General features: G+C 64.2%; 13 protein-coding genes and 1 pseudogene. 9 read left to right on the top strand and 5 right to left on the bottom strand.

The features are described 5' to 3' along the window. The first annotated feature begins 5 nt into the window (after window positions 1-5). From yidD to prmC, 4 genes are all read left to right on the top strand, one after another. A complete protein-coding gene (gene yidD / locus Mlute_RS00915; protein ID WP_182482438.1) occupies window positions 6-305 on the top strand; it encodes a membrane protein insertion efficiency factor YidD in 300 nt (99 codons plus the stop codon). Further along, a complete protein-coding gene (locus Mlute_RS00920) occupies window positions 302-1,678 on the top strand; it encodes a YidC/Oxa1 family membrane protein insertase (protein WP_119358899.1) in 1,377 nt (458 codons plus the stop codon). The genes yidD and Mlute_RS00920 overlap by 4 nt, the downstream gene beginning before the upstream one ends. Before the next feature lie 74 nt (window positions 1,679-1,752). Then, window positions 1,753-2,355: a Jag family protein gene (locus Mlute_RS00925; protein WP_119358900.1), complete on the top strand. Its 603-nt coding sequence runs from the start codon at window positions 1,753-1,755 to the stop codon at window positions 2,353-2,355. Between the two features lie 6 nt (window positions 2,356-2,361). Continuing rightward, window positions 2,362-3,195, top strand: a complete 834-nt coding sequence (prmC, locus tag Mlute_RS00930) for a peptide chain release factor N(5)-glutamine methyltransferase (RefSeq protein WP_119358901.1) — start codon at window positions 2,362-2,364, stop codon at window positions 3,193-3,195. On the opposite strand, the gene Mlute_RS00935 is transcribed toward prmC, so the two are convergent. From Mlute_RS00935 to Mlute_RS00945, 3 genes are read right to left on the bottom strand one after another with little or no spacing between them, the layout of a single operon-like run. Next, window positions 3,192-3,419 (bottom strand): DUF1653 domain-containing protein, encoded by a 228-nt coding sequence (locus Mlute_RS00935; protein ID WP_119358902.1) that lies wholly within the window; start codon window positions 3,417-3,419, stop codon window positions 3,192-3,194. The genes prmC and Mlute_RS00935 overlap by 4 nt on opposite strands. A 9-nt stretch (window positions 3,420-3,428) precedes the next feature. Further along, complete coding sequence (locus Mlute_RS00940; protein ID WP_119358903.1) at window positions 3,429-4,565, bottom strand: acetoin utilization protein AcuC; 1,137 nt, start codon at window positions 4,563-4,565, stop codon at window positions 3,429-3,431. Next, entirely contained in the window at window positions 4,562-5,197 is a 636-nt protein-coding gene (locus Mlute_RS00945; RefSeq protein ID WP_119358904.1) for a CBS and ACT domain-containing protein, read from the bottom strand. The genes Mlute_RS00940 and Mlute_RS00945 overlap by 4 nt, the downstream gene beginning before the upstream one ends. 64 nt (window positions 5,198-5,261) lie before the next feature. Here Mlute_RS00945 and Mlute_RS00950 point away from each other — a divergent pair. From Mlute_RS00950 to Mlute_RS00960, 3 genes and pseudogenes are all read left to right on the top strand, one after another. Beyond that, window positions 5,262-5,906: pseudogene (locus tag Mlute_RS00950) on the top strand (putative ABC transporter permease subunit); the annotation flags it as partial. 260 nt (window positions 5,907-6,166) lie between these two features. Next, the gene (locus tag Mlute_RS00955) at window positions 6,167-7,141 is read left to right on the top strand and encodes a putative ABC transporter permease subunit (RefSeq protein ID WP_245958794.1); all 975 of its coding nucleotides are present in this window, start codon (window positions 6,167-6,169) and stop codon (window positions 7,139-7,141) included. Window positions 7,142-7,168: 27 nt separating this feature from the next. After that, window positions 7,169-8,689 (top strand): Rqc2 family fibronectin-binding protein, encoded by a 1,521-nt coding sequence (locus Mlute_RS00960; RefSeq protein ID WP_119358905.1) that lies wholly within the window; start codon window positions 7,169-7,171, stop codon window positions 8,687-8,689. A 22-nt stretch (window positions 8,690-8,711) separates the two neighbouring features. Here Mlute_RS00960 and Mlute_RS00965 read toward each other — a convergent pair whose 3' ends face one another. Continuing rightward, window positions 8,712-9,935, bottom strand: coding sequence for a potassium/proton antiporter (locus Mlute_RS00965; protein WP_119358906.1), 1,224 nt, complete (start codon window positions 9,933-9,935; stop codon window positions 8,712-8,714). A gap of 116 nt (window positions 9,936-10,051) precedes the next feature. Between Mlute_RS00965 and Mlute_RS00970 the strand changes: the two genes are divergently transcribed. Together Mlute_RS00970 and Mlute_RS00975 are read left to right on the top strand one after the other, a co-directional pair. Further along, a complete protein-coding gene (locus tag Mlute_RS00970; protein WP_119358907.1) occupies window positions 10,052-11,242 on the top strand; it encodes an anion transporter in 1,191 nt (396 codons plus the stop codon). Window positions 11,243-11,255: 13 nt separating this feature from the next. After that, on the top strand, window positions 11,256-11,894 hold the full coding sequence (locus Mlute_RS00975) for a tRNA (adenine(22)-N(1))-methyltransferase (protein ID WP_245958795.1): 639 nt from the start codon (window positions 11,256-11,258) through the stop codon (window positions 11,892-11,894). 2 nt (window positions 11,895-11,896) lie between these two features. Here the strand turns inward: Mlute_RS00975 and Mlute_RS00980 are convergent, their stop codons facing one another. After that, entirely contained in the window at window positions 11,897-12,346 is a 450-nt protein-coding gene (locus Mlute_RS00980; protein WP_119358909.1) for a DUF6691 family protein, read from the bottom strand. Window positions 12,347-12,349 lie beyond the last annotated feature (3 nt).

The raw sequence follows: 12,349 nt of genomic DNA on the forward strand, positions 1-12,349 counted from the left end.
CGGGTATGGGAGCAGGAGTCCGGGTGGAAGCGGCCGTGAAGCGGTTCTTGGTAGGGGGTGTGCGCTTTTACCAGCGCTATCTTTCCCCCTTGAAGCCCCCTACCTGCCGTTTCTACCCTACCTGCAGCCACTACGCTTTGGAGGCCCTCGAGCGCCACGGACCCTTCTGGGGACTCTATCTAAGCGTGAGGCGCATCCTCAAATGCCATCCGCTGCACCCAGGGGGGATAGACCGGGTACCCGAGGAGCACCCTAGGGTTCGCTGGAGCCCCCTGGGGGTGCGAAAAAAAGGAGCATCTGGATGAGACGTTGGTTTTGGACGAGTCTGGCTTTTTTCGCCCTAGCCCCCGCCCTGGCCCTCACCCCTGAGTGGCGGGAGGTGGACGTGAACAAAGACGGCCGGCCCGAGAGGGTGGCGGTAACCAACCTGGCCGATGTGGCCTTCAACCTGCAAGGCCAGATTGTGGGCTGGTATGTCAAGACCGCCCGCGCCACCGACTTCAAGGGCAACTATGAGCGGGCCCACAACCTGGTCCGCCCAGGGCAGACCCCTCCGGGCACCCTTGAGGGTTTTGTGCCCACCACCTTTGAGTTTACCCGGCGCGAGGCAGGCAACCCCGATGCCGACTTCATCGCCACCTTCAGCGATGGCTCCACCCGCCTCACCTACACCATCCACCCCCGCTTCCTAACCTTGGAGGTGGAGGTGGAAAGCCCCACCCCGCGCAAGCTCATCTGGACCGGCATTGGGGGCACCGATACGCCCATTACCAAGTGGCTTGGCCTGGGCAACGCCCAGCCCATCAACGCTGGGCAGGGGCCTGCGGTCTATGTGGGCTGGCAGACCCAGAAGGGTTCCGGTTTCGCCATGTTTCTCAGACCCCAAGAGCCCACCCCTATCAGCATGACCCAGCTCAACGGAGCGGGCATTGCCGAGGTAAGCCTTCCGGCGGGGAAGACCAGCCTGAAGGTGTACGGCGGCCTGAACGAGTTGGTTCGGCTGCATGTGGAGGGGTTTTACCAGCTTCCTGGGGTTTTCCAGCCCAACATCTGGGGGCAGGTTTCGCTGGGGCTCATCTGGGCCCTGGAGCAGGCCCATCGGCTGGCCGGGGGAAGCTGGATTCTGGCCATTTTGATCGTGACCGTGGGCATCCGGCTCTTGATGTGGCCTCTGATGCACCAGCAGTTCAAGAGCATCGCCGAGATGCAGAAAATCCAGCCCCTCATAAAGAAAATCCAGGAGAAGTACAAGGACAACAAGGAGAAGCAGCAGGAAGAGATGATGAAGCTCTACCAGGAACACAGGATTAATCCCCTGGGGGGCTGCTTTCCAATCCTCCTGCAGATGCCCATCCTTTTCCTCATGTACAAGGTGATGGTGGGCTACGAGTTTGGCCAGGGCTTCTTGTGGATTCGGGACCTGGCCCTGCCCGATCCCCTTTACATCCTGCCTTTCTTGTACATTGTGGTGCTTCTGGCCTCGACCTGGCTTTCGGCGGCCGGGAACAAGGACGCCTTGCGCCAGGGTATTCTCATTAACCTGGTGTTTGCCTTCATCCTCTTTAGCTTTCCGGCTGGGGTTACCCTATACTGGCTGGTCTCCACGCTGATAGGGGTGGGCCAGCAGTGGCTCATCAACAAGCAACTGGGTCTGCCCCTGGCCCCAGCCAAAGGGTAGGCCGCCAAACCCTATGCCCCCGGCTCGAGGTCCGGGGGTCTATTTTTCCTTGGTAAGCTATAAAGCGATTACGTATGGATGACAAGAAGCGTGGACTTGACGACCTGTTGTCCGACCTGGGGATTGGGGAGAACGAAGCCGCCCCCGAGGTCGTGCCGAGGGAGGAGGAGGGGCCCATTGTGGCCCCAGCCCCTCCGCAGGAGGACCCTAAGAGCGTCCTGGAGAACTTCTTGGTGGGGCTTTTGCTGCGTTTAGACCCTGCCTACTCGGTGGATGTGCAGCAGCAGGAGAACCTCTTTCGAGTGGAGGTTTTGGGGGGGGACTCAGGGCGGGTGATTGGCCGTGAGGGGAGGACGCTGCAGAGCCTGGAGTTCCTTACCAACGTGGTCATGGCCAAGCATTTTGGCCCGGCCTACCGGGTGGTGCTGGATGCCGCAGGCTACCGCAGGCGCAACGAGGAGCGCATCCGTCGGCTGGCTGCCGACGCCGCGCTGCAGGTGGAGATGAGCGGCCAGCCGGTGGAGCTACCCCCCATGCGCCCGAGCGAGCGGCGCATCATCCACGTCTTGCTGAAGCAGCACCCCAAGGTGACCACCACCTCGGTTGGGGAAGGGGAAGCCCGGCACGTGGTGGTGATGCCCCGGGCTGAGGCCGAAAGCTCACCGGAGGAGCCCTAAGGCCTGATGGGGAGCTATCTGGCCCTTTTGAGGGCCCTTCGGGAGCGGTTAGAGGCTCACGGAAAGCCTTCTGTAGAGGCCCGCTGGATGCTGGAACGCGCCGCAGGACTAGGGGCCGGTGAGCTGTTCAGGAATCTTCAGCAGCCGGTGCCAAGCGGGGTGGCCGAGGTGGTCTGGGCCATGCTGGAGCGGCGCTTAAGAGGGTACCCCTTGCAGCTTCTGTTGGGGGAGACGGAGTTCTTTGGGCTTAGGCTCGAGGTGGCCCCCGGGGTGCTCATTCCCCGCCCGGAGACCGAGGGCTTGGTGGAGCTAGTCCTGGCCCGCTTTCCGGAAGGGGCGGCCTTGCGGGTGTTGGACGTGGGGACCGGAAGCGGGGCGATTGCCTTGGCCATTAAGGCCAGGCGACCGGAGGCCTTGGTGTGGGCTACCGAGGTGGACCCTAAGGCCCTGGCGCTGGCCCGCAGGAACGCTCGGCGGCTTGGGCTCGAGGTGGCCTTTTTAGAGGCCCCTTTTACCGGTGGCTTGAGCGGCTTGGACCTGCTGGTCTCCAACCCTCCCTACCTGCCGGAGGCCTATCGGAGCGAGGCCCCAGCCGAGCTGGCCTACGAGGATGAAGCTGCCCTCTACGCCGGTCCAGACGGGCTGGGGGTGGCCCGGCCCTTGCTCGGGGAAGCGGAGGTGGCCCTACGGCAGGGAGGTTGGCTCCTGCTGGAGCTGGCCCCTGAGAACGTGGGAGTTCTGGCCGACGAGGCGGTGACCCGGGGCTGGCGGGCGGTGCGGGTGGAACGCGACCTGGCCGGAAGGCCCCGCTACTTGGTAGGGCGGTGGGGGAGGGCCTAGGGGTCTTTGGGCCCCAGGTAGCGGAAGCGCGGCACCCTTTGCCCGCCGACCTCCACTTCTTCTAGGAACATCGCTAAAGGGCGCACCCAGAGGCTCTCCTCTCCTTGGCCATAGCAGGTCTGGTAGACCACATACCACTCCTCGGTCTCGCTGTGGCGGGCTAGGCCCAAGACCCGGTAAAGCCCTCCTTTGTAGTGCCGGTATAGGCCCGTGGGTAACTGCATAGGTGCCCTTCACTTCCAGTAGGGGCGGACCGCTTCCAAGAGCCGCTCGGCCACCTGGCGGTTCCGCCGTTCAATCTCGGTCCGGCGAGGGATTTCCGGGTAGGGGTTGGGTGGGTCGTGAAGCGTGGGGGTGAGCCCCCGGCCAAGCTGGGAACCCCAGCGGTGTAGCCAGGCCTCCGGCAGCTGCTCGGGCAAGGGCAGGTCTTGCAGGAGCAGGTACAAAAGCGCCCAGACCCGGCTGGTGGCGTCCAAGCTATATCCTCCGCCCAGGGTATAGATGGCCCGGCCCCCAGCAAACTCGGCCACGTACTGGCGGAGTAGTAGGAAGATTTGGGCGTAGGCCCGGGTGGAGAGCAGGATTTCCGCCAGGGGGTCTTGGTAGTGGGCGTCGGCCCCGCACTGAATCACCATCACATCGGGGCGGAACCAGCGCAGGGCGGGCTCGAGGCTCATCTGCAGCACCTCTAGATAGGAGCCGTCCTCGGTGAAGGGCTCCAGCGGAAGGTTGAGCTTGCGCCCAGTGCCCTGAGCCTTCCCTATCTCGTGGATATGGCCGGTGCCGGGGTAGAGGTAGCGCCCCGACTCGTGGATGGAGAGGGTGAGCACCGCGGCCTCGTCGTAGTGAATCCACTGCACCCCATCGCCGTGATGGACGTCAATGTCCACATAGGCCACCCGCAGGCCTTGGTCGGTGAGGTGCCGGATGGCCACCGAGAGGTCGTTGTAGACGCAAAAGCCCGCTGCCAGGTCTTTTTGCGCGTGGTGCAGCCCGCCCCCGAGCTGCAAGACCTCCTTGGCCTGCCCCTGGGCGACCATCCGGGCGGCGCTTAGGGTGCCCCCCACCAGCCAGCGGGCCGCCTCGTCCATGCCGGGAAAGATGGGGGTGTCGGCGGTACCCAGGCCATAATGCTCAAAGCTAGGGGAGGCCTCCCCCCGGCTGGCCGCCTCTACCCGCCGGACGAAGGACTCCAGGTGCACCGTGCGCACCTCCTCGCGGGTGGCTGGGGCCGGCTCGGTGAACCTGGGGGGATGCCCCAGGTGCTCTAGAAGCTCGAGCAGCATCACCAAGCGTAGCGGGCTGAAGGGGTGCTGAGGCCCGAAGTTGTAGTCCAGGTAGTGGGGGCTGTAGACCACGGGCACGCTCATAAGCCCTTGCTCGGCAGCTCGGGGGGCCACTGAACCGAGAACCCCTGCTGGCGCAGCTCCTGGGCGAGCTTGCGCACCTCCGGGGTGCTCACCCGCACCACGCTGTTGACCTGGGTCGGGTTCAGGGGGTAGCTCAGCAGGGAGTGGATGTTGATGTTCCGGCTGGCCAGCTCTGCACACAGCCGGGCCAGCTCCCCAGGCCTATCGGGCAGGGTGACCTCGAGCCGCCCGCTGGGTTTGCCCACCCCGGTCAGGCGCAGGAGGGCATCCAGAAGGTCGATCCCGGTTACGATGCCCACGATGCGCTCTTCCTCCAGAACTGGCAGGGCCCCAATCTTGCGCTCCCGCATAACCCGCGCGGCCTCTTCCACAGGGTCTAGGGGATGGCCGGTGACCACTGGTTGGCTCATTGCCTCGCCCACCGGGGTGTGGGTGGGCCGGGCCCCTTTGGCCGAGAGGGGGCTGGTGGCAAGCCGGATGTCCCGGTCGGTTATCATTCCAACCAGCCGGCCCTGGGCGGTGACCGGAATGTGCCGGATGTTGTGCTTTAGCATGAGCCAGTAGGCTTCTTCTAGGCTTGTCCCCACCTCTACTGTCAGAACGGGGCTGTTCATCACGTCCTTGACCAGCATTTGCCTTAGTCTAAACCACTGCCGCAATATGCAAAGCCGCCGGGGCCTGCTTAGACTGAGACCGATGTTGGCCCTGCGCCTGCGCCTTTTGTGGAACGGCTTTCGCCAGAGTCCTGCTGCGGCCCTCCTGGGCTTTTCCCTGGGGGCGGGGCTGGCTTTTGGAATGGGCTGGGGCACGAGCTGGTTTCTTAACTTCCTTAGCAACGAGATTTTTGGCAGCGGTGCGTTTTTGAATCGCCTAGTGGCGGCTTTCACCCGAGATGTGTTGGTAGACCGGCTTCTGGGAAGCTTGCTCCTGGTACTCTCCAGTGCGGTGGTTCTCTCCGCCTTGCCCAACGCGGTTTCGGTTCTCTACGCCTCGGAGGATTTGCCCTTGCACCTGGCCTTGCCGCAGAGTGCGGTCCGGGTCTTTTTGTTCAAGGTGGGCGAGGTTTTTGCGGTCACCGCACTTTGGCCCACCCTGCTCCTGCTGCCGGTGCTTTTTGCCTATGGCCTGCACTACGCTGCTCCACCGGTCTTTTTTGTGGGCGCGGTGGCGGTTGCACTCTGCCTTTTCGCCTTTCCAGTGGCTTTAGGGGTGGGGCTGGCCCTGCCCCTAGTGCGATACGCCCCAGCCGGCCGGGCCCGGGAGTGGGCGGCGGCGGTAGGGGCGGTGCTGGGCGGGGCCTTGATTTTCCTGCTGCGGGCCTTGAGGCCCGAGATGCTCATGAACTACTCGCAACCAACTGCGTTTGGTTGGAGTTTCGCGCGACCATCCTCACAAGCTTTGACGTGTGTGGGGCACTCGCTTGCGGCTCCCTTTACGCGCATCCCCGTTCCAGGGATGACCCACGAAAGTATTATACAGGGCTTTGCCCTGGTGGGGCTATCCTTCCCCGGCCAAGGTGGAGCGCTTTGGCCGGGGACTGCCGCCCCACACCCCTATGGTTCAAAACCGATTTCTCCAATCCCGAAGAGCTGGACCGCTTTTTGGAAGCCTTCCGCGACCCCTCAGCCCCCCTTCTGCCCTCCTCGTTGGCCCAGCAGGCCCTGAAGGGATTGGGCCAGGGGCAGGTGGGGGAGGCTTTTTGGCTGCTGCTCTTGCTTGCGGGAGGGCTTTTGGTGCTGGTGGGCCTGCTGGCCGGCTACGCCTACCAACAGGGCTGGGTTCGGGCGCTGGAAGGGTCGGTGCGGGAGCGGGGCATGCAAGGGCCAGGGCTTCTTGACCGCTGGACCATGTCGGGGGTGGTGGGCGCGCTTTGGGCTCGCGACCTGCGCCTTTTCTTCCGCGACGCCAACCAGGCGGCCCAGCTCGTTTTGGTAGGGGTTCTGGTGCTCCTATACACCACCAGCCTGCAGTACCTGCCGCTGGGGGAGGTGCGCTTCCAGCTTGTGGCAGGCTTCATGCACCTGGCCTTCCAGGGGTTCGTGATTGGGGGGGTCGGGGTGCGGCTAGCCTACCCCCTTTTGAGCCTCGAGGGGCCCAGCTACTGGATGCTCCAGACCGGTCCTGTTTCCAAGCAGACCCTGCTCCTCACCCGCTTTGCCTTGGCCCTTTTTTTCCTGCTGCCCCTGGGGCTGACCTTGGGCTACTTGTCCCCTAAGGTCCTGGGGCTGGACGCCAACCTTACCCAAATCTCCTTGCTTCTGGCCCTGGCCTCGGCCTTGGCCACAGCCGGCTTGGGGGTGGGGCTGGGAGCGGCCTACCCCAAGTTTGATGCTGCCAACCCCGCAGAGGTCCCCCTGAGCACCGGTGGATTTTTGTATATGGCCCTGACCCTCCTGCACGCGGGGATGCTGGTCCTCCTGGCCAGCCGCCCGGTCTATTTGGCCTTGGTGGAGCGCCAGAGCAGCTACCTAACCAGCCCGGAAGGGCCCCTTTGGCTCTTGGTGCTGGTGCTTGTGACCTTGGTGCCGGTGGGGTTGGCGTTGGGTTTTGGCTACCTGCGGATGGGGGAGAGGTAAGGACGGCCCAATATACTTGGCCATGGCATGGAGGGCCTTTTCATTCACGCAGTGTTGCGGGGGCTGATGGGCCGGCTGCCCTCGCGCGCTTTGGGCTGGGTCTTTCCCGACGAGGGAACCGCGGCGCTGCTCCTAGAGGGAGTGGGCAACCTGGTGCTGCGCTACCGCCCTCCCCGCCCGCTGCTCGGCGTGGAACTAGGCCGCCTGTGGGGGGAGGCCAAAACCCCCTTCCAGCGCCTGTTGGAGGCCCGATGCAAAGGACGGCTTTTAGCCGCGGAGCAGCTCAAACTGGACCGGGTGGTGTTCTTTGACTTTGAAGGAGAGCGGGGCTTTGTGGACATAGCCCCTACCCGGCTCGTCTTTGAGCTTACTGGGCGGAACGCCAACCTAATCCTCTGCGACCTAGAAGGGCGCATTTTGGGCTTGGATCGGCCTGTGCCCCGCGAGGTCAACCGCTACCGCGAGCTGCGGCCTGGCCTGCCCTACGTCCCACCCCCCCCCTACCAGAAGCTTGACCCCCGCACCCTGAAGGTGGAAGACCTGGCCCCTTTTTTGGGCCAGCCGCTGCTCCAGCTCATCAGGAACCTAGACGGCGTGGGTAAAGAGCTCACCGCTGAGCTGCTGCGCCGGGTCCAGCTACCCTCCCAGACCCCGCTGGCCGCCGAGCACCTGCCGCTCGTTCATGAGGCGCTCCAGCGTCTGGTGGCGCAGCCTGCCGGCCAGACCCGGCCTTCTGAAGGGCTGCAGAAGCTCTGGGAGGAGGAGGCCGAGGCTTTGCGCAAGCCCCTCCGAGAGGCTTTGCAGCGTCAGCGCAAGACCTTGCAGGCCCGTCTTTTGGACTACCGACGGGCGCTGGAGCGGCTGGAGGAGGCGGAGCGGTTGCGGGGATGGGGGGACCTTTTGATGGCCTATGCTTCCCGGATTCCCCCGGGCCCTGTGGCGCGGGTGGAGGACTTTGACGGCAAGGAGGTGGAGATACCGCTGGAGCCGGGGCTTTCCCCGATTCAGACCGCAGCCAGGTTCTACCAGCGGGCCAAGCGGCTGGAGGCCAGCGCAGAGAGGGCCTTGGAGCTGATTCCCCAGACCGAGGCACAGATAGCCGCGCTGGAGGCTGAGCTGGCACGCCTGGAGAGCCTGTCGCGGGAGGAGCTGCGTAAGGAGAGCCGCAGGGTTCGCGAGAAAGGGCCGCAGGTGGGCCTGCGCCTGAGGAGCCCGGAGGGTTTTGAGGTCTGGGTGGGCCGCAACAGCAAAGAGAATGACCTCCTTACCCGCATGGCCCACTCGGAGGACCTATGGTTCCATGTCCAGGGCCTGCCTGGCTCGCATGTAATTCTGCGTACCCAGGGCCGCCCGGCCGACCTGCCCGACCTGCTTTTTGCTGCCCGGCTGGCGGCTTACCATTCCAGGGCCAGAGGGGACAGGAACGTTCCGGTGGACTACACGGCCAAAAAGTACGTCTGGCGGCCCCGTAAGGCAGCGGCCGGGCAGGTGCTTTACACCCAGGCTCGGACGCTTTTCGTGGATGCGCTGCCGCTGGAGGAAGTCTAGAAAAGCCGGCCTCCAGCTGGTGTTAGGCCTCGAGTCTGACCGCTGCTTGAGGAGCCTGGCCCTCCTCCACCCGGCACACCCGGGCAGCCCAGGAGAGGGTGGTGCCCTGCACCAGCAGGGATACCAGCACCACGAAAAAGCTCACGTTGAATATCTTCTGGGCGGCGCCTACCCCGGCCAGCAGGGGGAAGGTAGCCAGGACGATGGGGATGGCCCCCCGCAGCCCCACCCAGGCGATAAAGGCTTTCTCACCCCAGCCAAAACGGGTCGTGGGAAGGCTGAGAAAGACTGCAATTGGGCGGGCTACCAGCATCAGGAAGGCTGAGAGGAGCAGGGCTGGAGCTGCTACCGCGGGGAGCTGGGAGGGAAAGACCAGCAGCCCCAGGATGAGGAAGAGCCCAATCTCCATCAACCAGCTCATGCCCTCGTGAAAGCTAAGCAGGGCCGTTTTCCGGGGGAAGTCTTGGTTGCCCACCACTATTCCGGCCACATAGGCGGCCAGGAAGCCGCTGCCCCCGAGCATCGCGGGGATGGCGAAGACCAAGAGCATCAGGGCAATGGACAGCACGGCATACAGCCCATCAAAGCCCAGCCGCAACCGCCGCAGCAGGAGCACCACGCCCCAGCCCAGCCCGTAGCCCAAGAGCAGCCCTAGGAGCATCTGCTGGATGAAGAGGGGGAGAATCTGCCAGCCGCTCATCTGCGGCTGGGTAAGAAGCAGGGTCAGGCCTATGGTCAGAAAAATGGCCATGGGGTCGTTGCTGCCGGACTCAAACTCCAGCAGGGGTTTGAGGTGCTTTTTTAAGCGTATGGCCCGCTGCCGCAGAACGCTAAAAACTGCGCTGGCGTCGGTGCTGGAAACGATGGCCCCCAGCAGCAGGGCCTCGAGCCAGGAAAGCTCCAGCGCATAGCGGGCAAAGGCCCCGGTGAGCAGGGTGGTGAGCAGAACCCCTAGGGTGGCCAAGGAGAGCCCCGGTCCGAGGATAGGCCGCACCGCCGCCCAACGGGTAAAGAGCCCCCCCGAGTAGAGGATAAAGACCAGGGCTGCGGTTCCCACAAACTGGGCCAGGGGATAGTTGTCAAACCAGATGCCGCCCGGTCCGTCGCTGCCGGCTAGCATGCCGATGGCCAAAAAGAGCAACAAGCCCGGTATTCCAAGCCGTCCGCCCAGCTTAGAGGCCAGCACGCTCAGAAGGAGCAGTGTCCCGGCAATTAGGAGAACCAGTTCGGCTTTGAGCAAAAACACCTCCTCCCTTGGGAAAATTCCAGTCCTAGCTTTAGTATGGCCTTTTGATTTGGAAATGAAAGGTGCTCCTCCTTAGGTTTCTGATTCCGGGGGCTGGCCTTAGGTAAGATGAACGGGTGGAGTATCTGGCCTATGGGGTGCTGGTTCTGACCTACTTGGGCCTGGGCCTGGGCTACTGGCCCGGCTACCGTATGAACCGCGCTGCCATCGCCCTTACGGGGGCGGCCTTGCTCATTGTGCTGGGGGTGCTTGACTTTGAGGGGGCCTGGCGGGCGCTGGAGCCCCACACCCTGGGCTTTTTGTTTGGGGTAATGGTGCTCAATGCCCATCTGGGCTACGCGGGGTTTTTTCAGCTATTCCTCTACCGGTTGGTCCGTCTGGCCCACAGCCCGCTGGGGATGCTGGTCTGGCTCACCTTCGGAACCGGGATTCTTTCCGCCCTGTTCCTAAACGACACCATTGCCATCCTCTTTAGCCCTTTGGTCCTTTCCCTGAGCCGGGCCCTGGGGCTGCCCCCAGTACCCTATCTGCTGGCCCTAGCCGGGGCCACCAATGTGGGCAGCGTGGCTACCCTCACCGGGAACCCGCAGAACATCGTGGTCGGAAGCCTCTCCAAGATAGGCTACCTGGACTTTGCCCTGGCCCTAGGCCCGGTGGCCCTTTTAGGCTTGCTGGTACAGGTGGTTCTGCTCTATGCGCTTTACCCGGCGGTGCGCTCGAGGGCCCCTCTGCCCCCTCTGCCGTCTTTCCGCTTCCGCTACAGCCGCCCCCTTTTGCTCAAGGGGGCTGCGGTGGCCCTGGGCCTTTTGGGGGCCTTCCTGCTGGGCTATCCGCTGGCCCAGGCGGCCTTGGTGGCTGCTGGGCTTCTGCTTTGGAGCCGGCGACTTCGCTCCGAGCGGTTTTTCTCTCGGGTGGACTGGGAGCTTCTGGTGCTTTTTGCTGGACTTTTTATGGTGACTGCGGCGGTGCAGGCGCTGGGGTTGCTGGAGGGGGTGGCCCCGCTGGTGACCACACCCCTTAGCCTGATGCTGGCAACGGTGGGGCTTTCCAACCTGATCTCCAACGTTCCCGCGGTGCTCCTGATGCACCCCTTGGTGGCCCCTGGGGACACCCAGGGCTGGTTGCTGCTGGCCGCAGCCTCTACCCTAGCCGGCAACCTGACCCTTTTGGGTTCGGTGGCCAACCTGATTGTGGCCGAGGCCGCACGACGCGAGGGGTATCGCTTGGGTTTCCTCGAGCACCTTCGCTTTGGCCTGCCCTTAACCCTTCTGACCCTGTTTCTGGCCTATGTCTGGATATACCGCTGAAAAGGCGATTGTCTTGGAAGCTCGGCTGCTGGCGGTGGCGGCGGAGGTGGTGGGGCCGGTGTGCGCCGACATAGGAACCGACCATGCCCGGCTGCCCCGCTACCTCCTGCAAACTGGCCGGGTGGAACGGGCCATTGCGGTGGAAAAGAGCCGGGGGCCTTTTGAGAACGCCAGGCGGGCCCTTTTGGGCCTGAATGCAGAGGTGCGTTTTGGCGATGGCTTTTCGGTCTTGCGGCCCGGCGAGGCCAGCTCGGCGAGCCTGTGTGGGATGGGGGCGAGGCGCATGGTGGGCATCCTCTCCCGTCACCCCGAGCGGCTCCCCCAGCGGCTGGTGTTGCAGCCCAACGACGGGGCCGAGCCCCTGCGCCGCTGGGCCCTCTCGGCGGGGTATGCGCTGGTGCGCGAGCAGATGGTGGAGGGCTTCTGGCGCTACCCTGTTTTGACCTTTGAGCGGGGGGTCTGTACCGCCTATGCTGGGCTTCCCCTCGAGCTGGCCCTTCGCTTTGGCCCTTGGTTGCTTCGTCAAGGGCATCCCCTGCTTAAGACTGAGCTGCTGGCCCAGCGAAAGCGGCTGCGGAGCCTTCCGCCGGTGGAGTGGGTGCGGTTCGAGCTGCGCTGGGTGGAGGAGGCCTTGGCTCTGCTAGGGGAATAGGGTTAGTGGGGCAGCCTCCGCTGCAGCCAGCCGTAGGCGTAGGTGCCCAGCAGGGCCCCCAGGAAGACCACCCCGGCCCCGGCCACCCCGCTTCCGAGCAAGGCGTAGATAGGGCCCGGGCAGGCCCCCACCAGCCCCCAGCCTAGGCCGAAGACCACCCCTCCAAGCAGGTAGCGGTAACGCCCTGGCTCGCTGGGCCGTATTTCCAACCCCCACCGGCGCAGCAGCCGCAGGCAAAGAGCCCCGGTGAGCACCGCGCTGCCGATGATGCCGTACATGTGGAACGACTCAAAGCGGAACATCTCGTAGATGCGGTACCAGGAGGCTATCTCCGAGCGGATGGCCAGGAAGCCGAAGAAACCTCCTGCCACGAAGTAAGGAACCAGCCCCAGTACCGAAGGGGTTGGCCGGGAGGCTTCAAGGGGAAACTCATCCGGAATGGGAAGCGCCATGGT

This window comes from Meiothermus luteus, assembly GCF_003574085.1.
In the GTDB taxonomy this organism is placed as follows: Bacteria; Deinococcota; Deinococci; order Deinococcales; family Thermaceae; genus Meiothermus; species Meiothermus luteus.